Consider the following 21,370-nt stretch of genomic DNA (forward strand, 5'->3'; position numbering starts at 1 on the left):
AATTTTCAATATAAATTGATTGGAAATAAATAGGAATCAATGCGTTGGTTCCTATTTTTTGTTTAGAATAATTACAATATTTAAAAGCAAGATTGAGCGAAATACGCTACAATTTTCAAAAATCATAATAATAGCTTTAATCATTCTATGCTCAATAATATCAATTCAATTATAGAAGGCTTGGGTCTTAGCCCGCAAAAGCGCGCGTTACATATTAAATTTTCTAATCCTATATTAGATAGCCAAGTTTTCATTCAACGAATTCAGGGTCAACACTTTATTAATCAAGGCTTAAAAGCTGAAGTATTATGCTTATCGACGAATGCGCATTTACAACTTAAGCAATTCATTGGTTGTTTGGTGGCTGTCGATCAAGTTACGGATCTTGGAAAATTAGCTCGGACTACTGGGATCGTGACAGGGGTGAGCCAAGGTCAAAGTGATGGAGCGTTGACCTTATATAAGCTGACCGTTGAGGATGCAACCTCACTTTGGCACAAACGCCGCAACAGCCGTGTATTTATGAACAAATCCGTGGTTGATATCACTGAGATTATTTTTAAAGAGTGGCAGACGAAAAGCGTGTTATTTAGTGCCGCTTTGAGTCTGTCAACGGCGGGTTTAAAAGCATCATATGATATACGTCCATTTGTGATGCAAGCCAACGAATCAGACTATGATTTTCTAACACGCTTATGGCGGAGTGAAGGTATTAATTGGTTGATTGATGAGACAGATCAAACCGTGCCATTCTCAGCGAAAGAAATTCAATCACAAAAATTAAGGCTAATAGATGAAAATAGTCAGTACGAGCCTTTAGATCGACGCACGCTCAGATTCCATCGCAGTAATGCAACAGAACGTTTTGATACGATTACCAGCTTTATTGCTCAACGCTCAATACAATCTACAGCAATTCAGGTACAACGTTGGCAGGGCGATATACTTGCGCAAGATCAAGATGATTATCAACTCAGTGCTCATCAACATAGTGACCAGTTGGATAATGAAACCTTAAGTCTAGAACAAGCATGGACTGTGAGTCCTGCTTGGATTACTGATTTAAAAGGTGAAGATCAAGCCACTCAATCAAACAATTCACAACTGCAAAAACTGAATACACAACTCAATCAATACCAAGATTTGCAGGCTAAATACTTTACTGCGGTGAGTAGCGTTCGAGATGCCAATGTTGGGTATTGGTTTGAATTTATGGGTCATCCAGAAATAGATCAACATCAAGGGGCAGATCGCCAATTTATTATTTTAGGAAAACAATTTTTTAATCAAAATAATTTACCTAAAGATTTAAATAATCAAATTGAAACATTAATTGATTTGAGTCGTTGGAAACAGACAAAAACAGATGAGCGTTTATCTACAGAACTGAGTTTAGTGCGCCGAGCTATACCTATTGTTCCAGAATATGATCCATTGAAACATCGTCCAGTTGCTTATCCTCAACGGGCAAAAGTGGTTGGTCCTGAAGGTGAAACGATCTATGTGGATCAGTGGGGACGTATTAAGGTTCGCTTCGTATTTACACGTAATGATGATCATCAACATGATGGTGGTGCCGGGTCGAATGATAATGATACAGACTCTGCATGGGTTGATGTTTTAACTTCTTGGGCTGGGGAGGGTTATGGATCAAGATTCCATCCACGTATAGGTGAAATTGTAGTCATTGATTTCTTTGATGGAAATGTTGATCGACCTTTCGTTGTTGGGCGTTTACATGAGGCTGAACGTCATCAAACTAAGTTTGATGTTAAGGGGCAGTTACCTGATACAAAAAAACTCAGCGGAATTCGCACGGCAGAAGTTGGTGGCTCTGGATTTAACCAACTCCGATTTGATGATACGACAGGACAAATTAGTACTCAGTTGCAAAGTAGTCATGCGGCAACTCAATTGAATCTGGGTAATTTGAGTCATCCTAAGGATAAGGAGAAAAGTGATGGACGTGGAGAAGGATTTGAGCTGAGAACTGATGCTTATGGTGCTGTTCGTGCAGGGAAAGGAATGCTCATTACGACTTATGCACAAGAAAAAGCAATTGCTGACCATCTTGAAGCTGCACAGGCTCAATCATTGTTGAGTCAGAGTGAGCAGAGTATGAAAATGCTCAGTGAAATTGCAGTAAAACAACAATCGGATGCATTAAATGTAATTAGTAGATTACCTAAATTTATTCAATCACTAGAAATCAAAAGTAGTGCTCAAGCTTTGCAGTCTACAGTGAGTTTATTTAAAGAGGGAATAGCGAACGATCCATTAAATGCACTGAAAGATTGTGGTGGTTTTATTAAGGATATTGGTACTTTAGGTGGTAATGCTGCTGTGATTGTGGATGAGTTTAATAATTACTTTGAGCATGCTCAAGAAGCGGTTGATAATCTCAAGGAATTTATTGATAACGTACAAGAATATGGTTCTGAGGCGATAAAGACGAAATTTGAAAGTATTAAAAATGGGATTAAAGATAACCCATTTCAAGCACTTCAAGATGTGAGTAAAGCAATTTCGAGCGTTGACTTGAATATGGAAGATCAGCTTGTGTTATGCACTGGTTTTGGTGGTGCAAACAAAAAAGATGATATTAATCCAGTAAAAGCCTTAAGCACATTGACAGGTTTTATGGAGGGATATACTCAAGGATTAGAAAATAGTTCTGATCAAAAAAAACAAGAGCAAGGACGTTTATTTAGACAGGCACTCATGCTTTTGGCTTCACCCAATGGGATTGCATTAACAACGCCTGAGGACATTATTCTTCAAGCATCACAAGATATTGCGGAGAGTGCACAGGGTTCAATTAATTTAAGTGCGCAAAAAAATATTGTAGGGCACGCTCAAGACAAGATCAGTTTGTTTGCTGCACAGAAAGGATTTCGAGCGTTCGCAGCTAAAGGTAAAGTTGAATTACAAGCGCAAGATGATGCGATTGAAGCTATTGCACGTAAGGTAATTAAGCTTATTTCAACCGAAGATAAAATTGAAATTACGAGCCCTAAAGAAATTGTACTGACCGCAGGTGGCTCGCAACTCAAGATTAATGCTAGTGGAGTATTTAGCACGACGGGTGGAAAATTTGAGAGTAAGGCAGGGCAACATTTGTTTACGGGTGGGGAGAAAGTTGATTACAAACTTGTAGAATTACCGAAAAGTGGGCCGTATGCTGTTGATTTCTTTTTTGCAAGTTTGGGTGGTCAAGGCATAGATAATGCGAAAGTACAAATGTTTGAACCTAACACAAAGGAAATACTGTGGAGTGGGAAAACAAATTTGTCAGGTAAAACCGCAATTTCAGTAAAAGATGAGTTTGTTGTATATGAAGCTCTGATTGGTTTTGATGATTGGTCGAGTGTTTTCGAAGAAGATATTGAAAATGATGATATCGAAGAAGAATTTCATATTGGTAATCATGGAAATCAAGAAGATAATTAATAGAATAGGTTGAACAATGAGCTATTATACAGTGAGAGCAGGAGATACTCTGTGGGGTATTTCAAAAAAATATAATACTACTGTGAAAAATTTGGCTTCTGTTAATAATTTAACGGGGGGAATGATCCATAGACTAAAAATAGGGCAAAAAATTTATATTAATAATATAGATAGTTCCTTGGATTATGAGGTTTTTTTAAAAATTATTTTAATGGATTTATCATTTCGATTGATAAAAAAAGGTACAGTGAAATTAGAGTATGACGGTAAAATTAATGAGATTAAGTTTAATAATGGAGTAATTGATGATATTAAAATTAAAGATCATAATAAAGGTCTAAAAGTATACTATAAAAATATTAATCAAGAATTCGATTTAATTGCAAATCATAAATCATTACCTGTAGGGAAGAAGACCTTAAAATTAACCTCAAGAAAAATCAAAGTTGAAGGTGTTCACTATCCTAAAGAAGGTAATACACAAGTGACATTAGAAGAGGTTAAGAGTCAATTATATAGGATTGCTAAACCTGTTATTGATGGTATTAATGAAAACTTTGAAAGGATTGCTAAGCAAACTGAAGATATAAAACCTAAGGTTGAGCAGGTAAGAACAAACTCAGGAAGTAGTACTCATATTATTGCAAGCCAGTTCACAGAAGAAAATTTTATCTTAAATACCGTAAATAATAAATACAGAAAGTTTGTTATTGATACAGCAAAGAGACATGGCTTCAATCCGCATAGTTTAGCGGCGATTATTAATGCAGAAGCTGCAAAAAAAAGAACTGGCGAGTGGGATGCTGATAGCTTAAATGTAAAGACGAATGCAGCAGGGTTAACACAATTTCTTAAAGATACGTGGCTTGAAATGTGTAACAACAAAAGCTCTTTAGTTGGACAATATGTTTTAAAAAATAATAGGTTGAGTGAAAGAGAGAAATTAAAATTAAGATTTAATCCAGAGTTTTCAATTGATGCTGCTGCAGTGTATGCATTAATAAATTTTAAATGGTCTAGGCTACCTTATGAAAGGCTGAAAGAACCTAGCTCAATAGCTAAATTCTCTTACTTATTACATCATGAAGGAGCAGGTGGAGCACGATCTTTTATTAATAACTCCTTTTCACAAGATAGAGCTAAAAGTTTGTTGTTTACCCAATTTGGTGATAAAGGGCGAAAAAATGCTGAGAATTATCTCAAAAGATTTAATAATGATGCTAAAGCTGCTTATGGGGCTTGGTTGAGAAATTATGTTGATGCACATATTAATATCTATGATTATGTATTAGATAAAACAAAAACATCAGGTATTAATTTATCACTCGATGAAACAATTAGAATTTTAAAGGGACAATCTGCTGCACCTGCACCTGCACCTGCACCTGCACCTGCACCTGCACCTGCACCTGCACCTGCACCTGTACAAAGTGTCGGGGGGGATGAAAGTTGGGTTGACCCATTAAATGTAAATAAATTGAGAACTGCAGGCTTAGCTAGTGTAACTAGTGCAACCTTTGGAAGGGTTCGAAATAATGGTACCAGAAATCATCAAGGAATAGATTTGGCTTCGGATACAGGATGGACTGTTTTTGCGGTTTGTAGTGGTGTAATTGCAGAAGCAAAAAATACGGGTGGGGATTATGGGAAAATTGTTGTATTGCAAGTTGATATTAATGATTTACCAGTTAAACAAAAACAATATGCCTCGAAAAACGTAAATAACGGAAAATTTGTATACTTTTTTTATGCACATTTATCTTCTATTGATGTTGAAAAGGGAGATCCTGTTGATGCTAAGACAATACTTGGAAAAACAGGTTCTACTGGAAACGCTGCAGGGATGACAACCATAGCAAAAGGTGGGCATTTACATTTTGAAGCTAGAAGTTCAGCAATATTGGGTAGAGGCTTGACAGGTAGATTTGATCCTATCCCATTTTTTTTAACTAAATTATTATAGGATTTTCAATATGATGAAAATTTCAAAGTTATCAGTAGTAATGTTGGGATTCGTTGCTCTGTCCTGTGAGTCTAAGACTTTAAATTCACAAAATTTTAAACAAGATGCAACTCAAATTCAGGAGCCAGTTTTATATATTGATCAATATGGTAAATATTCAAAAATAAGTAATACGATGAAAATTACATTAGTTGACTATGGAAATAAAAGTAAAAGTTACTCTGGAGGTAGTTATATTTTAAAAAAATATGGTGTTGAAGTACAAGCTGGTAATAGAGTATTTGATGTTTACCAAAGTACTATTCCTGAGAAATCCAATGTTGATTTAAAAATATTATACAATGATAAAAATCTTGTAGCATGGAGAATAAGAGAATTTAGCACAATAGATTATGTTAAAAGACCATATAAAAATTTTTCGACTAATTTTTTTATATTCAATAAAAGTGTTAATAGTGTGATGGAAGTTCCTGTGGTTAATTCTCCATCAGATAATTTAAATTCAAATTTTGAAAAAATTTTAGCAGGTGATGAGTTTATATTTGACAATAATACAAAGAAATATATTTATAGAGCAAATATTAAGAATAAAAACGATAAAATTGAAGATTTTGATGTTGTTTTGAACTCGAATCTAAAGTGTGTTTCAGCCTCTGTTGGTTGTGGTAGTTTGGGTTTTAAAGTTTTAAAAAAGTAAATGTTAAAAGTGATTATACTATTTATTTAAAAGAAAGCCGACTCTCGTCGGCTTTCTACTGTTTAACCTTCCAATACCTTTTCTAGCAACTCTTCACTTGGGGCGAAATAATAAGCTCCATCTAAAGGCGCAACAAAGTGCAATAAACGATCATGAATACCATCGCCACTAGTTCCAAACATACGTGTCAGCATGCGATCAATACGGGTTAAATCTTTCGTATAAGCGATAAAATACAAACCTTGATCACCACGTCCATCGCCATACGGTAAAGAATGACGAAGAATTTCAAGCTCCTCACCTTCATCATCTTCAACAACGGTTCGAGCCACATGTGCATTGTCAGGTTTAACATCGTCATCAAGCTCTATGCTTTCGAGTTTGGTGCGCCCAATCACTTGCTCTTGTGCATCAACTTTAAGTTTTTTCCATTTATCTAGATCATGACGATAACGTTGAGCAAAAACGAATGAGCCATCAGTGAAAATTCCTGCATCTTCACCTAGTAAAGCTGTTTCAGCACGATCATCTGGAAATTGAGGGTTTTCTGTGCCATCAATAAAACCAGTTAAATCTCGACCATCAAAATTTCGGAAGCACACGCGCTCATCTAAAACCTCAACCAAATCCTGAATTCCTTCAAAAAAAGCTTGGCTTAAGGCAAAGCAAATATCAGTACGCTGTGCTGCGATATGGATTAAAACATCAGCAGGGACCACAGGCATGGTGAAAGAGCCTTGAATTGGTTCAAGCTGTTTAAAACCTTCTGGTTGGTGAGGGTAAAGTTGTGACCAAAGTTCTGGTCCAAAAGCCACCGCAGTTTTAATTTGAGCATGAGGATGTTGAGTAATTAAGCGATCACGAGTCGTAAAGAGATCTTCAAGTTTTTCTTTTAGTTGATCTATTGATAAATCTTTTAAACGCAAAGTGATAAAGCGAGCATGATCTGAGGGTAATGGTAAGATTACGGATTGGGAAGTCATTCATGGCTCCTGAAATTATAATATCCTAATTTTGCTGATCACATTGTGCCTGATCATCATAGTGCTGAACAGACAGACGTTAAAAAAACATTCAAATTTTAAATCTTAAAAAAGTCGAATTGTCATATAATCTCATCAAAATAAATCTCCCAAATCGTTATGTCTTATCAAATGTGGTTTGCCTACATGCTTGCATGTTGGGTTATTAGTATTTCGCCTGGTGCAGGTGCTATTGCATCAATGTCTAGTGGTTTGAATTATGGATTCAAACGAGGTTATTGGAATGCAATTGGTCTGCAGCTTGCACTTTTGGTTCAAATTGGAGTTGTCGCTGCGGGAGCAGGCGTACTTTTTGCTACGACTCCTTTGGCATTTTTGATCGTCAAATGGTTTGGGGTTGGGTATTTATTATATTTGGCATATTTACAGTGGAAAGCCCCAGTGCAGTCCATAGAAATTCAGACTGATTTAAAGCAAAAGTCAGCGATGAAGCTAGTAATCAGCGGTTTCTTTGTCAATATGAGTAATCCAAAAGCAATTGTATTCTTATTGGCAGTATTGCCACAGTTTCTGGATCTTTCAAAGCCTCAATGGCCACAATACCTCATCATGGCTTGTACAATGATTGCTATCGATCTTATCGTTATGGCTGGATATACAGGTCTTGCAGCGAAGGTATTGCGTTTACTTAAATCACCTCGTCAACAAAAAGTGATGAATCGTACCTTTGCAGGTTTATTTGCAGGTGCGGCTTTTTTATTGAGTTTAGTGCATCAATAAGACACAATAAAATAACGAGTGAGGGTTATTTTATTGAAAATTATAATATTAATTTTGACTATTCTGTTGGGGCTCGGCTTAATTTCAACCCCCTATATCTGGGCGTATTTTTATTTACAGCCTGAAAGTGTGTGGGAATGGATCAAGTTTGTGATGTGGGGCGCGGGTGTTGGCATATGCGCCACATTTGGTCTTACAGTGATTTTAATTTTGATCACCACCCTTATAAAAAAAATGATTGTGGATGATACTTCGCAATATAAGATTTTTTTCAAACAAATGGTTTATTTGATATGGATCAATGTAGTCTTATTTATGACGGCTGCAATCGGTTTACTATTCGAATGGTTGCCTTTCTATATTGTTGAATATTGGTTTATGCCTGAGACCTTTTTTGGCTTTTGGCTTTTGGCTTTTGGCATGTGATATGGATAAAAGGCCTCATTAATGTATTGGTTATGGTGGTTTTTTTATTCTCTTGTTATATCTTTCTCTGTCTTCATAAATATTTTATAAAGCAGCAAGATTAATGAATAGCCTAAATAATTCAGGCTATCTTTTTAAATTTTTGAATGATAAAAATTACAGCAAATACGATTGCCATGGTTAATACAATGCTTAAACCTGTCGCAATATTTAAACCTGCACTCGACCATAAACCCACAGTCACACCAATTTGAGCCACAATAAAAGACCATAGCACCATATGTTTAGGTGAGTGTGCTAAAAGTCTTGCGGTTAATGCAGGTATAACCAATAAAGCACCCATGAGTAATGAACCTACTGCACGTAAAGCTAGTACTGTAAATAAGGCAAGAAGCAGCATAAAAATAAGGCGCTGCCATTTCGCATTCACACCTTCACTTACCGCAATATCAGGATCAATCGCAATTTGAATTTGATATTGCCAACTTTTATAGAGCACAGAGAGTGCAATGACAATCACCAGTGCAAATGTCGGTAAGTCGGACCAAGATATTGTTAAAAGATCGCCAAATAAATAACTGAGCAACTCTGGTCTTAGCGCAGGGAGGTGTTGGATGACCAATAGTCCTGAGCAAAGCAGCGTTGCTGAACATAACGCAAGTAATGCATCGTTGGGCAGGCGAGGATCATGCAATACCCAAAGGACTGCGACCAAGAGTAACGCGGTAAACGTAACCCCCATCCATAAGGGGAGGGTGAGTAAGCCAGCAATCGCCACACCCAAGAGAGTTCCATGAGCCATTGTGTCTGCAAAGAATGACATACGGCGCCATAACATAAGACAACCGAGCGGTGCAGTTAGAAACACTAATAATGTTCCCATAATCCATGCGGGTAATAGAAGTTGTAACCATTCCATCATGATCTAAGCTTCCGGTTCTGGATGAATATGGGGACGAGGATCGTGTTGACATGGCGTTGCTGTATCACCATGTGCACAATGATCGTGATGATGTTGGTAGAACACTCGATTAGTGCCGAAAATAGCTTGATACTCAGGGTCTTGTTGAATATTTTCAGGCAAACCGCTACAACATATATGTTTATTGAGGCATACCACACGCTGTGTACCTTGCATCACCCACTGCAAATCATGAGAGACGATTAAGATCGAGCAACCGTAGCGCTCAGGTAGACTTCGAACATAATCATAAAGTTCAGCTTCAGATTGAATATCTAAACCTTGCATCGGTTCATCGAGTACCAATAAGTTGGGTTGACGCAGTAGAGCGCGTGCTAAAAGTACACGCTGGCGTTCCCCACCAGACAGCTGTTGGACTTTCGAATCTTGTAATTTTATGATCCCAGTATCTCGAATAATTTCTTGTTTAATCGCAAGATCACACTTTTCTAAATCAAGTAAATCTTTCACTCGAAGTGGCAAGCTGTGGGATGGATTGAACTTTTGAGGGACGTAAGCAAGCTTTAAGGCTTTATGATGTTTAATTTGACCAGAATTGGCCTTCACAATTCCGAGAATCACTTTGATAAGCGTAGATTTACCCGCCCCATTGGGACCAATGAGGGTAATAATTTCTTTGTCATGAATCTGAAAGTCAACATTCTTTAAAATGTCTCTTTCATCAATTCGCACATTAATTTGCTGCAGTTCAATTAATGGCAATGCAGAACTTACTGAGAGCACTGCTGACATAATCCTGAAATCTCAATAATGCTATGTTGAGCCTGAAAATGATCAGAGGAAGCCAATTGATCAAGTTGTTGAATCAAACCAAGAGCTGAAGCCTCTTTCACTGTATTGCATTTAGAGCAAATGAGAAAAGCGGCTTGATGTCCAGCACGAGGATGGCAACATGGAATATAGGCATTAATTGAAGTTAAACGATGAATAAAACCTTTTTCGAGCAAAAAATCGAGGGTGCGGTAAACAGTTGGAGGTGCTGCTGGACGTTCAGCATTACCTTTTAATTTCGCCAACAAGTCATAAGCGCCCATAGGCCCTGAGGCCGTTAAAATTAACTCTAAAACTTCTTTGCGAAGCGGAGTCAATTTAGCGCCTGAAGCAGCGCAGCTTGCTTCAGCTTCTAATAAACGAGCTTCAACATTCGGGTGATCATGCACACCGTGTAAAGTATCATGATGTTCGTGTGAACATGCGCTCATGGACTGACCTCAAGACTTCGAAAAGGGAAGGGGATATCTCATAAATAGTATCATGAGACCTTGCAACTTACGAACAGCATAGGCATTTTTAACTGTTTGTTATATTATAACGTCAAAATTCGAGTGGTAATTAATTTCATGTTGCGTCTGCTAGCACTATGCTTTACAGCATTATTCACAACCTTGGCTTGGGCACAAGCACCCTTGGTGGTTTCGACACACCCAGTGTATTTGATTGCAAAAGAAATCACTCAAGGTATTGAAGAACCAAAATTGTTGCTAGAAAATCAAACAGGGCATGATGTTCATCTGACCCCTGCACACCGTAAATTAATTCAAGATGCAGGATTGGTTATTTGGCTTGGTAAAGCGCATGAAGCACCATTAGAGAGTATTTTGGCGAAAAACTCTAAAGCAGTTGCCTTATTGAATACAGGAATATTGCAAACATTGCCGCTTAGAAATAGTCGAGGGGACGTAGTAAAAGGAACTGTCGATACTCATGTATGGTTAGAACCAAATAATGCAGTTCGTATTGGCTTTTTTATAGCGGCATTACGCTCACAAGAACAACCTGAGTTTAAAGACAAGTATTGGAGTAATGCTAAACTTTTTGCACATGAGATGCTGAAAACTTCACAAAGTGTAAAACTCAATCATGGTGTTCAGCCGTATTGGTCATTACATGATGCATACCAATACTTGGAGCGTGCGCTGTTGCTAAAATTCGCTGGTGCGATGACAGAAGACCCACATATGGCACCTACAATTGCTCAAATCAAATATTTAAAAGACAATCGCCCACAGCAAAAGATGTGTCTTTTGGCTGAAACTGTAGCTAATAAGAATCAATATAAGTCTCTAGGTCATGTGAATTTTCTCGCAGTTGATGAGAGTTTTGCTAAACACCAGAATTTTATAACAGCATGGCAGACTCTAGCGATACAAGTACGTGCATGTGTAGAAAAAGCACAAAAGTGATGTAAAAACAGCCGATAATTGTATAAGTGCTCAGCAATAAACGATCTAAAAATACCAGACTTAGGTCGGGAAAAGATTGCATGTTCAGGGGTGTAACTCTATAATGCCTGCGATTAAAAATAATCATCAGCTAAACTTGTCAAGCATTATTGCTGTGAGTGGATAATAAATGAGCCGAACTAGTCGCTTGATTGACCGACGATTAGCGAAAGCTTTAGTCATCTTGCAAGCATGTATGATACCTGTTTCAGCCTTGATAGCGTGGGTCTTGAAAGACTCGACTGCGGCTTTGAGTGCAGCATTAGGTGCATTCGTATGTTGGCTAGCCAGTTGTTATTTTTCATGGCAGTCGTTCAGAGCTGCAGGTGCAAGAGCTTCGAAACAGGTTCTATCGAATATGTATCGGGGGTTGCTCGGTAAGTTTGGAATTGTGATTGTTGGCTTCATTTTGATTTTAATCAATGTGAAACCGTTGTCAGCGGTCGCATTGTTTTGTGGTTTCATACTCGTTCAGACCATGTCGTGGGTCGCACCTTTTTGGGCGTCGCGTCTATCAAAATGAGTTGAATTGCAACGAAAAATTGAAAAGTTTTTTAGATGTTTAACGAGATATCAAGCAGCACGCGATATTCGTTAACTCTAATTTGTATTTGACATTAACCAGGTGTGATTTATGGCTGCTGAAGAACATACCCTTACCTCGTCTGAGTATATTCAGCATCACTTAACGAACATGACCTATGGTAAAGCACCAGATGGTACGTGGAAGTTAGCTGAGACTGCTGAAGAAGCGAAAGAGATGGGGTTCACTGCTATTCACTTGGATTCTATGGGTTGGTCAATCGGCCTTGGCGTCATTTTCTGTTTGTTGTTCTGGTTAGTAGCGAAAGCTGCAAACTCTGGTGTTCCGACCAAGTTCCAGGCTGCAATTGAAATGATCGTTGAGTTTGTTGACTCAAGTGTTCGTGATACCTTTCATGGTAAATCACGTTTAATCGCGCCTCTAGCTCTTACCATCTTCGTGTGGATTTTCCTCATGAACTTGATGGACCTTATCCCTGTTGACTGGATTCCTTATACAGCTCAACACATAATTGGTGGGCTATTCGGTATCGACCCGCATCATGTTTACTTCAAAATCGTTCCTTCTACTGACCCTAACGTAACCCTTGGTATGGCGTTATCAGTATTTGCGTTAACTATTTTCTATAGTATCCGTGAAAAAGGTCTTGTCGGTTTCGGTGCAGAATTTGCGCTTAACCCATTCAATCCAAGTAACCCATTTTTAAAAGCATTATTAATTCCAGTAAATATTCTTCTTGAATTAGTAACTTTTATCGCGCGTCCAATTTCATTGGCTCTCCGTTTGTTCGGTAACATGTATGCGGGTGAATTGATCTTCATTTTGATCGCATTATTACCGTTCTGGATTCAATGGGCGTTGTCTGTGCCTTGGGCAATCTTCCATATTCTTGTTATCACGTTACAAGCATTCATCTTCATGATGTTAACGATCGTGTATATGAGTATGGCTAGCGAGAAGCATTAATTAATATTTGCTCGACTACACTATGTAGTTGGGCTAAAGTTTTTTTGTTTGATTTAAACTCAACCTCTGAGGATTTTTTCATGGATTTAGTAGTTGGCTTATCTGCTGTTGCAGCTGCTCTTTTAATCGCGTTCGGTGCTTTAGGTACTGCGATCGGTTTTGGTCTTTTAGGTGGTCGCTTCCTTGAAGCTGTTGCTCGTCAACCAGAATTGGCTCCACAACTTCAAACTCGTATGTTCTTAATCGCGGGTCTTCTTGATGCTGTGCCTATGATCGGTGTTGGTATTGGTTTGTTCATTATCTTTGCAAATCCGTTCATCGGCCTAGTAGGTTAATTAGCTAAATTCCGAAATCAACTATTTGAGGAATAGCAATGAATATTAACTATACTCTGTTTGGTCAAGCGATTGCGTTTGCGATCTTTGTCGCATTCTGTATGAAATTCGTTTGGCCTCCACTAATCAATGCGATTAGTGAGCGTCAGCGTAAAATTGCTGATGGCTTAAATGCAGCTGAAAAGGCGAAAGCTGATCTTGCAGATGCGCAAGCTCAAGTTAAAGCTGAATTAGATGCAGCGAAAGCACAAGCGGCTCAATTGATCGAACAAGCGAACCGTCGTGCGGCTCAATTGGTTGAAGAAGCTCGTACTCAAGCATCTGCTGAAGGTGAGCGTATTCGTCAACAAGCGAAAGAAGCTGTTGATACAGAGATCAATGCTGCTCGTGAAGAATTACGTCAACAAGTTGCAGCTCTTGCTGTTGCTGGTGCAGAGAAAATTCTGAACCAACAAGTTGATGAAGCAGCTCACAATGCCATGCTTACTCAGCTGGCTGCTAAACTTTAAGCGAGGCGATTATGGCTGAACTCTTGACGTTAGCACGCCCGTACGCTAAAGCAGCATTTGCTTTCGCTTCTGAGCAAGGTGCAACTGACAATTGGTCAAATGTGTTACAAGTGCTTAGTGCTGCGGTGCAAGATGAAGCATTTTCCGCTTACTTGAGTCGCCCTGAGCTTACTCCTGTGGAGCAAGTAAGTTTATTTGCTAAGGTTTTAGGTGCAGATCAAACTGCTGAAGTGTCTAACTTTTTGACACTTTTGGCTGAAAATGATCGTTTAACTTTGTTACCTGAGATTGAAGCAGAGTACGAACTTCTTAAATCACAAAATAACAATGTGGTAGATGTTGTGATTGAATCTGCATTACCACTTTCTGCTGAACAAGAGCAATTACTTGCATCTGCGTTAGAGAAACGTTTCAACGCAGCTGTAAATGTTTCAGTAGAAGTTAACCCAGCGTTAATCGCGGGTGTTGTTATTCGTGCAGGCGACCAAGTGATAGATGATTCTGCGCTTAATAAGCTTGAAAAAATGCGGACTCGTCTTCTTGCATAATTGCGTAAAAAGAAGACTGAACTTAATAAAGATTGAGGTATAGCGCAATGCAACAACTGAATCCATCCGAGATCAGTGCGCTCATTAAACAGCGTATCGGCGATCTGGACACCAGCGCGACCGCTAAGAACGAAGGAACCATTGTTATGGTTTCCGACGGTATTGTGCGTATTCACGGCCTTGCTGATGCAATGTACGGTGAAATGATCGAATTCGACGGCGGCTTATACGGTATGGCACTGAACCTAGAACAGGATTCAGTGGGCGTCGTTGTTTTAGGTAACTACTTAAGCCTTCAAGAAGGTCAAAAAGCTCGTTGTACAGGTCGTGTATTAGAAGTTCCGGTTGGTCCAGAACTTTTAGGCCGTGTAGTAGATGCTTTGGGTAACCCAATTGATGGTAAAGGCCCAATTGATGCAAAATTATCTGATGCAGTTGAAAAAGTTGCACCAGGCGTAATTTGGCGTCAATCGGTAGATGAGCCTGTACAAACTGGTTATAAATCAGTTGATACAATGATTCCAGTTGGTCGTGGCCAACGTGAATTAATCATCGGTGACCGTCAAACTGGTAAAACAGCAATGGCGATCGATGCGATCATCGCACAGAAGAATTCTGGCATTAAATGTATCTACGTTGCAGTTGGTCAAAAACAATCAACTATCGCAAACGTTGTACGTAAGTTAGAAGAAACTGGCGCTATGGCGTATACGACTGTTGTAGCAGCAGCGGCAGCGGATCCAGCAGCAATGCTTTTCCTTGCTCCGTACTCTGGCTGTACAATGGGCGAATACTTCCGTGACCGCGGTGAAGATGCGTTAATCATTTATGATGACTTATCTAAACAAGCAGTTGCGTATCGTCAAATTTCATTGCTTTTACGCCGTCCACCAGGTCGTGAAGCTTACCCAGGTGACGTATTCTATCTTCATAGTCGTCTACTTGAACGTGCTTCTCGTGTATCTGCTGACTATGTTGAGAAATTCACTAACGGTGAAGTTAAAGGCCAAACTGGTTCATTAACTGCATTACCGATTATTGAAACTCAAGCGGGTGACGTATCTGCATTCGTACCAACGAACGTAATTTCGATTACTGATGGTCAGATCTTCTTAGAAACATCATTATTCAACGCAGGTATTCGTCCTGCTGTGAACGCGGGTATCTCTGTATCTCGTGTTGGTGGTTCTGCTCAAACTAAGATCATCAAAAAATTGTCTGGTGGTATCCGTACTGCTTTAGCACAATATCGTGAATTGGCTGCGTTTGCTCAGTTCGCTTCTGACCTTGATGAAGCAACTCGTAAGCAACTTGAGCATGGTCAACGTGTAACTGAATTAATGAAGCAAAAACAGTATGCTCCATATTCAATTGCTGACCAAGCTGTTTCTGTATATGCATCTAACGAAGGCTACATGGCTGACGTAGAAGTGAAGAAAATTGTAGACTTTGATGCTGCATTAATTTCTTACTTCCGTTCTGAACATGCTGCGTTAATGCAACAGATCGATGAAACTGGTGATTGGAACAAAGACATCGAAGCAGCATTCAAAGCTGGTATTGAAAGCTTTAAAGCGACTCAAACTTACTAATTTTCAAACTGTTGAAATTTAGTGTCGGTTTGGTTCACGGAATCAACCTTCGAGGGCTCGAAAGGGCCTTCGAATACTAGGTTAAGCGTATGGCAAATTTAAAAGAAATTCGCGCCAAAGTAGCTAGTATCAAAAGCACGCAGAAAATTACTCGCGCGATGCAGATGGTAGCAGCTTCTAAGATGCGTCGTGCGCAAGAGCGCATGGCTCAGGGCCGTCCGTATGCCGAAAATATGCACCGTGTAATTGCTCATTTAGTACAAGCGAACCCTGAATATAAACATCGTTATATGGTTGAACGCCCAGTTAAGCGCGTTGGCTATATCATCGTGTCATCAGATCGCGGTCTTGCTGGTGGTTTGAACATTAACTTGTTCAAGAAAGTGGTAAAACACGTTCAACAGCAACAAGAGCAGTCAATTGAAGTTCAATTTGCTTTGATTGGTCAAAAAGCGGTTTCGTTTTTTAAAAACTACGGCGGTAAAGTACTTGGTGCAACCACTCAAGTGGGTGACACTCCAAGTCTTGAACAGTTGTCTGGTTCTGTACAAGTCATGTTGGATGCATACGATAAAGGCGAATTAGATCGCATTTATTTGGTGTCTAACGGCTTTGTGAATGCCATGACTCAAAATCAAAAAATCGAACAACTTGTTCCTTTAGCAGCTGCTGAAGATGACAAGACTCTTAACCGCCAATACGGTTGGGATTATATTTATGAACCAGAAGCTGAAGAGCTTTTAAATGGTTTATTGGTTCGTTATATCGAGTCTGTGGTATACCAAGGTGTGATCGAAAACATCGCGTGTGAGCAATCTGCTCGTATGGTTGCAATGAAAGCTGCAACGGATAACGCGGGTGAATTGATCAAGAACCTACAACTTATTTATAACAAGCTGCGTCAAGCCGCGATTACTCAGGAAATTTCTGAGATCGTTGGTGGTGCCGCTGCCGTTTAACATTATTTTGAATTGAGGAGACAGCAATGAGTAGCGGTCGTATCATTCAGATCATCGGCGCGGTTATCGACGTCGAGTTTGAACGCAACAGTGTTCCTAAGATCTATGACGCTCTTCAGGTTGATGGCACTGAAACTACATTAGAAGTTCAGCAACAACTTGGTGACGGCGTTGTACGTACAATTGCGATGGGATCTACAGAAGGTCTTAAGCGTGGTTTGAACGTAACTAACACTAACGCTCCGATCTCTGTACCAGTTGGTCCAGCGACGCTTGGTCGTATCATGGACGTTCTTGGTCGCCCGATCGATGAAGCTGGTCCTGTTGCAACTGAAGAGCGTTTACCGATTCACCGTCAAGCGCCTTCTTATGCAGAACAAGCTGCTTCTACTGACCTTTTAGAAACTGGTATTAAAGTCATTGACTTACTTTGCCCGTTCGCTAAAGGTGGTAAAGTTGGTCTGTTCGGTGGTGCCGGTGTTGGTAAAACTGTAAACATGATGGAGTTGATCAACAACATCGCTAAAGCGCACTCAGGTTTATCTGTATTCGCTGGTGTTGGTGAGCGTACTCGTGAAGGTAACGACTTCTATCACGAGATGAAAGACTCTAACGTTCTTGACAAAGTAGCAATGGTTTACGGTCAGATGAACGAGCCACCAGGTAACCGTTTACGCGTAGCGTTAACTGGTCTTACTATGGCTGAGTACTTCCGTGATCAAAAAGACGAAAACGGTAAAGGCCGTGACGTATTATTGTTCGTAGACAACATCTACCGTTATACACTAGCAGGTACTGAAGTATCAGCACTTCTAGGCCGTATGCCATCTGCAGTAGGTTACCAACCGACACTTGCAGAAGAGATGGGTGTTCTTCAAGAACGTATTACTTCTACTAAGTCTGGTTCGATTACATCTATCCAAGCTGTATACGTACCTGCCGATGACTTAACGGATCCATCTCCAGCGACTACGTTCGCTCACTTAGATGCGACAGTTGTATTGAGCCGTGACATCGCTTCACAAGGTATTTACCCTGCGATCGATCCACTTGACTCTACTTCACGTCAATTAGATCCATTAGTTGTTGGTACTGAGCATTACGAAATCGCTCGTTCAGTTCAAAACGTTCTTCAACGTTATAAAGAATTGAAAGACATTATCGCAATTCTTGGTATGGACGAATTGTCAGAAGAAGACAAGCTTACTGTATACCGTGCACGTAAGATCCAACGTTTCTTCTCTCAACCGTTCCACGTAGCAGAAGTGTTTACTGGTGCTCCTGGTAAACTTGTACCGCTTAAAGAAACTATTCGTGGCTTTAAAGGTCTTCTAGCTGGTGAATACGATCACATCCCAGAACAAGCGTTCTATATGGTTGGTGGTATTGACGAAGTTATTGCTAAAGCCGAGAAACTTTAATTAGCTACCTAATTTAGGAGGTTCTCATGGCGACTATGCAATGTGACGTTGTAAGTGTTAAAGAGTCTTTGTACTCAGGCACTGTAACTATGCTAATTGCTAAAGGTGCTGGTGGTGAGTTAGGTATTATGCCTGGCCATGCTCCACTAGTAACTTTACTTCAACCGGGCGCGATTCGCGTTCAGTTGGAGAATGGTACAGAAGAATTAATCTATGTATCTGGTGGTGTTCTTGAAGTTCAACCGCACGTTGTTACGGTTCTTGCAGATACTGCAGTCCGTGCAGAAAATTTAGATGAAGCTGCAATCGTTGAAGCACGTAAAAATGCTGAAACTTTGTTAGCAAATCAAAAGAGCGATTTGGACGCTGCTGCTGCTTTGGCTGCGCTTGCAGAAACAGCTGCACAGTTGGAAACCATCCGCAAAATCAAAAACCGCGCTCAATAAGAGAGGGTTCGAGATTGAAAAACCACCCGAAAGGGTGGTTTTTTTATGGGTTATTGTAAGTTTGAAAAACTTGTGCTAAACATAATTTACTGATAATAAGTTAAGGGTTTTACAATGAAAACAATCAATGATTCTATTGTGGATAATCCTGTCATAAAAATAATTTCAATAATTGTACTAATGTTACAGTTAGTTTTTTTTATGTGTTTAGCAATATCTAATTTGACACAAGGAAATTTACATTTCATTTCAGATATTTCTAAGTTTTTTCTAGCATTTTATTTCATGTATCAGTTAATTGAAAATCCGAACTTTTTTAGAAAAACACATGATTTAAAATCACTAATTCGTTTTCTGAGAAAAAAAATTAATTTCATAATGGTAAATCAAATCAAAAACCTCGCTCAATAAAAGACAGTTCAAGATTGAAAAACCACCTGTAAGGGTGGTTTTTTTATGAATGTTATCTGAAATTCAATAGTTAAGTAACAGACTGAGAGATTGTGTAATATTCATCCTTTTTCAAAGATTTTAATGATAGCTTGGATAAGTAAGCATGAGGGTAATAAATTATTTTCATGTTTGATAATGAAGGATTGTTTTGATCCAAAGCATTAATAAATTTATTGGCATGAAGGGAAGAATTATGAGTTATCAATCCATTAACCCATTTACCAATACTGTATACAAAGAATATCCATCACACCAACAACAAGATATTGATCGTGCTTTGGATTCAGCCGAATCTATTCTTAAATCAGATTGGGTAAAAAATGTAGATGATCGCGTAAAAGTTTTACAACGTTTGGCAGCATTATTTAGAGAGAAAAAGAGTGAATTAGCCAAACTCATTACTTTAGATATGGGTAAGCTCATTGAGCAAAGTGAAGGTGAAATCGAATCCTGTGCTCAAATTGCTGAGTACTATGCAAAAAATACTGAACAATTTCTGAAATCAGTCCCCTATAAAACTGAGTTAGGTGAAGCTTGGGTGGAGCATCATCCATTAGGTATTATCATGGCTGTCGAACCATGGAATTTCCCATTTTATCAATTGGTCCGTGTATTTGCACCAAACTGTGGTATTGGAAATCCAGTATTGGCCAAACATGCAGGTATCGTTCCGCAATGTGCTGAAGCATTTGAAAAACTTGTATTAGAAGCAGGAGCGCCTAAAGGTGTTTGGACTAATCTATTTATCAATACCGATCAAGTCTCAGATATTATTGCAGACAAACGTGTGCGTGGTGTTGCATTAACTGGTTCAGAAGGAGCGGGTGGTGCGGTCGCTGCGCAAGCAGGCAAACACATTAAAAAGTCTACGCTTGAATTGGGTGGGAATGATGTCTTTATCGTGCTGGATGATGCGGACTTAAACAAAGCGATTGAGATTGGTTGTAAAGCACGTGTAAATAATACAGGGCAGGTGTGTACTGCAGCAAAACGATTTATTTTGCATAAAGACATCGCTGATCAGTTTAGAACGGGTTTAATTGAAGCATTTAAAGCGCTGAAAATTGGCGACCCATTAGACCGTAGTACCACACTGGGACCACTCTCATCGGAAAGTGCGCTTAAAAACTTGATTAAACAAGTGGATAAAGCAGTTCAGCAGGGTGCATCATTGGTTATTGGTGGAAAAGCAATTGATCATGATGGTTATTTCTATGAGCCGACAATTTTAGAAAATATTAGTCGAGATAATGAGGCTTGGTACGAAGAATTCTTTGGGCCAGTTGCTCAGATTTATGTTGCGGAAAATGAGGATGAAATCGTTGAAATCGCCAATGATTCTAATTATGGTCTTGGGGGTGTCATTCACTCTCAAGACATAGAGCGTGCAAAAAAATTAGCTTCGAGAATTGAAACAGGAATGGTGTGGATCAATTGGTTAACGGATACTGCTCCAGAATTACCATTTGGTGGCGTAAAGAATTCTGGTTATGGTCATGAACTGGCAGATTTAGGTTTTCATGAATTTGTACAAAAAAAATTAGTGGTGGTGAAACAATAGAGTCTTTGAAATAAAGCGATCTTCGGGTCGCTTTATTATTTGGAGTCTAAGATTAAATGGTGATATTCACCTGCACCTTTTATCTTAATATGATGTATTTCATCAAACCCTTCCTCAAAATCAGGTACTTCTAACTTCTTATATGTTGCTCGAACACCGACTTCAGGAATATTGGCTTTACCGCTTCGTTGACCATTGCGTTCTAGCGTACTTTTCAAATCTGTTTCAAAGTAATATGAAATCACTTCAAAACCTGCTGCTTTGGCACGTCGAATATAACGAGCGCGATCTGCTTTAGTTGGGTTGGTATTGTCGATCACCGTTTTGGTTTTAGAGGCTAGACAGGTTTCAAAGATCATGTTTTCCCGATGGCGAGTTTTTAGCATGTCTAAGTTAATTCTTAAATGTGAATGTGCCAAATGTAAAAGATAGTAGCTTGATTTGCCCGAAGCTTGAACTCCAGTGAAGATGATCAGTTGCATGGTTCAATTACATTAAAAGTATAAAGCTGAATTAAATCACGGCTTAGACTT

Annotated in this window: 21 protein-coding genes; 16 read left to right on the forward strand and 5 right to left on the reverse strand. The window is 39.1% G+C overall.

What is annotated here, in order from left to right; translation table 11 throughout:
• Nucleotides 1-147: 147 nt before the first annotated feature.
• Genes AC1M9N_RS11135 through AC1M9N_RS11145 form a run of 3 tightly spaced genes read left to right on the forward strand, consistent with a single transcriptional unit; the run spans nt 148 to nt 6,110 of the window.
• A complete protein-coding gene (locus AC1M9N_RS11135; RefSeq protein WP_481954775.1) occupies nt 148-3,450 on the forward strand; it encodes a type VI secretion system Vgr family protein in 3,303 nt (1,100 codons plus the stop codon).
• 16 nt (nt 3,451-3,466) lie between these two features.
• Entirely contained in the window at nt 3,467-5,413 is a 1,947-nt protein-coding gene (locus AC1M9N_RS11140; protein ID WP_481954776.1) for a peptidoglycan DD-metalloendopeptidase family protein, read from the forward strand.
• 10 nt (nt 5,414-5,423) lie between these two features.
• Complete coding sequence (locus AC1M9N_RS11145) at nt 5,424-6,110, forward strand: hypothetical protein (protein WP_481954777.1); 687 nt, start codon at nt 5,424-5,426, stop codon at nt 6,108-6,110.
• Between the two features lie 62 nt (nt 6,111-6,172).
• Here the strand turns inward: AC1M9N_RS11145 and AC1M9N_RS11150 are convergent, their stop codons facing one another.
• Nucleotides 6,173-7,093, reverse strand: a complete 921-nt coding sequence (locus AC1M9N_RS11150) for a Dyp-type peroxidase (protein ID WP_481954778.1) — start codon at nt 7,091-7,093, stop codon at nt 6,173-6,175.
• A 159-nt stretch (nt 7,094-7,252) separates the two neighbouring features.
• On the opposite strand from AC1M9N_RS11150, the gene AC1M9N_RS11155 reads away from it, so the two are divergent.
• Nucleotides 7,253-7,873, forward strand: a complete 621-nt coding sequence (locus AC1M9N_RS11155) for a LysE family transporter (RefSeq protein WP_481589356.1) — start codon at nt 7,253-7,255, stop codon at nt 7,871-7,873.
• Between the two features lie 33 nt (nt 7,874-7,906).
• Nucleotides 7,907-8,299: a hypothetical protein gene (locus AC1M9N_RS11160; RefSeq protein ID WP_481954779.1), complete on the forward strand. Its 393-nt coding sequence runs from the start codon at nt 7,907-7,909 to the stop codon at nt 8,297-8,299.
• A gap of 121 nt (nt 8,300-8,420) precedes the next feature.
• Here AC1M9N_RS11160 and znuB read toward each other — a convergent pair whose 3' ends face one another.
• The 3 genes from znuB to AC1M9N_RS11175 are packed head-to-tail and all read right to left on the reverse strand — an operon-like array spanning nt 8,421 to nt 10,483.
• The gene (gene znuB, locus AC1M9N_RS11165) at nt 8,421-9,221 is read right to left on the reverse strand and encodes a zinc ABC transporter permease subunit ZnuB (protein ID WP_481597755.1); all 801 of its coding nucleotides are present in this window, start codon (nt 9,219-9,221) and stop codon (nt 8,421-8,423) included.
• Nucleotides 9,222-9,224: 3 nt separating this feature from the next.
• Nucleotides 9,225-10,013, reverse strand: a complete 789-nt coding sequence (gene znuC / locus AC1M9N_RS11170; RefSeq protein WP_035268168.1) for a zinc ABC transporter ATP-binding protein ZnuC — start codon at nt 10,011-10,013, stop codon at nt 9,225-9,227.
• Nucleotides 9,992-10,483, reverse strand: a complete 492-nt coding sequence (locus AC1M9N_RS11175) for a transcriptional repressor (RefSeq protein ID WP_035268172.1) — start codon at nt 10,481-10,483, stop codon at nt 9,992-9,994. The genes znuC and AC1M9N_RS11175 overlap by 22 nt, the downstream gene beginning before the upstream one ends.
• A gap of 138 nt (nt 10,484-10,621) precedes the next feature.
• Between AC1M9N_RS11175 and AC1M9N_RS11180 the strand changes: the two genes are divergently transcribed.
• From AC1M9N_RS11180 to AC1M9N_RS11230, 11 genes are all read left to right on the forward strand, one after another.
• Nucleotides 10,622-11,464: a metal ABC transporter solute-binding protein, Zn/Mn family gene (locus AC1M9N_RS11180; RefSeq protein ID WP_481954780.1), complete on the forward strand. Its 843-nt coding sequence runs from the start codon at nt 10,622-10,624 to the stop codon at nt 11,462-11,464.
• Nucleotides 11,465-11,633: 169 nt separating this feature from the next.
• Nucleotides 11,634-12,026 (forward strand): ATP synthase subunit I, encoded by a 393-nt coding sequence (locus AC1M9N_RS11185; protein WP_035268179.1) that lies wholly within the window; start codon nt 11,634-11,636, stop codon nt 12,024-12,026.
• A gap of 111 nt (nt 12,027-12,137) precedes the next feature.
• Complete coding sequence (gene atpB / locus AC1M9N_RS11190; RefSeq protein WP_035268181.1) at nt 12,138-13,013, forward strand: F0F1 ATP synthase subunit A; 876 nt, start codon at nt 12,138-12,140, stop codon at nt 13,011-13,013.
• Between the two features lie 80 nt (nt 13,014-13,093).
• Nucleotides 13,094-13,348 carry a F0F1 ATP synthase subunit C gene (gene atpE / locus AC1M9N_RS11195; protein ID WP_035268188.1) on the forward strand — a complete coding sequence of 85 codons (255 nt, stop codon included), beginning with the start codon at nt 13,094-13,096 and terminating at the stop codon, nt 13,346-13,348.
• A 38-nt stretch (nt 13,349-13,386) separates the two neighbouring features.
• Nucleotides 13,387-13,857, forward strand: a complete 471-nt coding sequence (locus AC1M9N_RS11200) for a F0F1 ATP synthase subunit B (protein ID WP_035268191.1) — start codon at nt 13,387-13,389, stop codon at nt 13,855-13,857.
• Nucleotides 13,858-13,868: 11 nt separating this feature from the next.
• Entirely contained in the window at nt 13,869-14,405 is a 537-nt protein-coding gene (locus tag AC1M9N_RS11205; protein WP_035268194.1) for a F0F1 ATP synthase subunit delta, read from the forward strand.
• Between the two features lie 47 nt (nt 14,406-14,452).
• Nucleotides 14,453-15,997, forward strand: coding sequence for a F0F1 ATP synthase subunit alpha (gene atpA / locus AC1M9N_RS11210; RefSeq protein WP_035268197.1), 1,545 nt, complete (start codon nt 14,453-14,455; stop codon nt 15,995-15,997).
• An 89-nt stretch (nt 15,998-16,086) separates the two neighbouring features.
• The gene (gene atpG / locus AC1M9N_RS11215; RefSeq protein WP_035268202.1) at nt 16,087-16,956 is read left to right on the forward strand and encodes a F0F1 ATP synthase subunit gamma; all 870 of its coding nucleotides are present in this window, start codon (nt 16,087-16,089) and stop codon (nt 16,954-16,956) included.
• Between the two features lie 26 nt (nt 16,957-16,982).
• On the forward strand, nt 16,983-18,377 hold the full coding sequence (gene atpD / locus AC1M9N_RS11220; RefSeq protein WP_035268203.1) for a F0F1 ATP synthase subunit beta: 1,395 nt from the start codon (nt 16,983-16,985) through the stop codon (nt 18,375-18,377).
• Between the two features lie 26 nt (nt 18,378-18,403).
• Nucleotides 18,404-18,823 carry a F0F1 ATP synthase subunit epsilon gene (locus tag AC1M9N_RS11225; protein WP_035268205.1) on the forward strand — a complete coding sequence of 140 codons (420 nt, stop codon included), beginning with the start codon at nt 18,404-18,406 and terminating at the stop codon, nt 18,821-18,823.
• A gap of 646 nt (nt 18,824-19,469) precedes the next feature.
• Nucleotides 19,470-20,837: an NAD-dependent succinate-semialdehyde dehydrogenase gene (locus AC1M9N_RS11230; protein WP_481954781.1), complete on the forward strand. Its 1,368-nt coding sequence runs from the start codon at nt 19,470-19,472 to the stop codon at nt 20,835-20,837.
• A 35-nt stretch (nt 20,838-20,872) separates the two neighbouring features.
• On the opposite strand, the gene AC1M9N_RS11235 is transcribed toward AC1M9N_RS11230, so the two are convergent.
• A complete protein-coding gene (locus AC1M9N_RS11235; RefSeq protein ID WP_035268211.1) occupies nt 20,873-21,319 on the reverse strand; it encodes an AAA family ATPase in 447 nt (148 codons plus the stop codon).
• Nucleotides 21,320-21,370 lie beyond the last annotated feature (51 nt).

This window comes from Acinetobacter sp. ANC_7655 (assembly GCF_056784015.1).

What these genes read in the sequence shown, in the direction of transcription:
- AC1M9N_RS11225 (WP_035268205.1), top strand. Translation starts at nt 18,404, where the DNA reads ATGGCGACTATGCAATGTGACGTTGTAAGTGTTAAAGAGTCTTTGTAC.
- AC1M9N_RS11230 (WP_481954781.1), top strand. Translation starts at nt 19,470, where the DNA reads ATGAGTTATCAATCCATTAACCCATTTACCAATACTGTATACAAAGAA.
- AC1M9N_RS11135 (WP_481954775.1), top strand. Translation starts at nt 148, where the DNA reads ATGCTCAATAATATCAATTCAATTATAGAAGGCTTGGGTCTTAGCCCG.
- atpE (WP_035268188.1), top strand. Translation starts at nt 13,094, where the DNA reads ATGGATTTAGTAGTTGGCTTATCTGCTGTTGCAGCTGCTCTTTTAATC.
- znuC (WP_035268168.1), bottom strand. Translation starts at nt 10,013, where the DNA reads ATGTCAGCAGTGCTCTCAGTAAGTTCTGCATTGCCATTAATTGAACTG.
- atpG (WP_035268202.1), top strand. Translation starts at nt 16,087, where the DNA reads ATGGCAAATTTAAAAGAAATTCGCGCCAAAGTAGCTAGTATCAAAAGC.
- AC1M9N_RS11145 (WP_481954777.1), top strand. Translation starts at nt 5,424, where the DNA reads ATGATGAAAATTTCAAAGTTATCAGTAGTAATGTTGGGATTCGTTGCT.
- AC1M9N_RS11235 (WP_035268211.1), bottom strand. Translation starts at nt 21,319, where the DNA reads ATGCAACTGATCATCTTCACTGGAGTTCAAGCTTCGGGCAAATCAAGC.
- AC1M9N_RS11140 (WP_481954776.1), top strand. Translation starts at nt 3,467, where the DNA reads ATGAGCTATTATACAGTGAGAGCAGGAGATACTCTGTGGGGTATTTCA.
- AC1M9N_RS11200 (WP_035268191.1), top strand. Translation starts at nt 13,387, where the DNA reads ATGAATATTAACTATACTCTGTTTGGTCAAGCGATTGCGTTTGCGATC.
- znuB (WP_481597755.1), bottom strand. Translation starts at nt 9,221, where the DNA reads ATGATGGAATGGTTACAACTTCTATTACCCGCATGGATTATGGGAACA.
- atpA (WP_035268197.1), top strand. Translation starts at nt 14,453, where the DNA reads ATGCAACAACTGAATCCATCCGAGATCAGTGCGCTCATTAAACAGCGT.
- AC1M9N_RS11205 (WP_035268194.1), top strand. Translation starts at nt 13,869, where the DNA reads ATGGCTGAACTCTTGACGTTAGCACGCCCGTACGCTAAAGCAGCATTT.
- atpB (WP_035268181.1), top strand. Translation starts at nt 12,138, where the DNA reads ATGGCTGCTGAAGAACATACCCTTACCTCGTCTGAGTATATTCAGCAT.
- AC1M9N_RS11155 (WP_481589356.1), top strand. Translation starts at nt 7,253, where the DNA reads ATGTCTTATCAAATGTGGTTTGCCTACATGCTTGCATGTTGGGTTATT.
- AC1M9N_RS11175 (WP_035268172.1), bottom strand. Translation starts at nt 10,483, where the DNA reads ATGAGCGCATGTTCACACGAACATCATGATACTTTACACGGTGTGCAT.
- AC1M9N_RS11185 (WP_035268179.1), top strand. Translation starts at nt 11,634, where the DNA reads ATGAGCCGAACTAGTCGCTTGATTGACCGACGATTAGCGAAAGCTTTA.
- atpD (WP_035268203.1), top strand. Translation starts at nt 16,983, where the DNA reads ATGAGTAGCGGTCGTATCATTCAGATCATCGGCGCGGTTATCGACGTC.
- AC1M9N_RS11150 (WP_481954778.1), bottom strand. Translation starts at nt 7,093, where the DNA reads ATGACTTCCCAATCCGTAATCTTACCATTACCCTCAGATCATGCTCGC.
- AC1M9N_RS11180 (WP_481954780.1), top strand. Translation starts at nt 10,622, where the DNA reads ATGTTGCGTCTGCTAGCACTATGCTTTACAGCATTATTCACAACCTTG.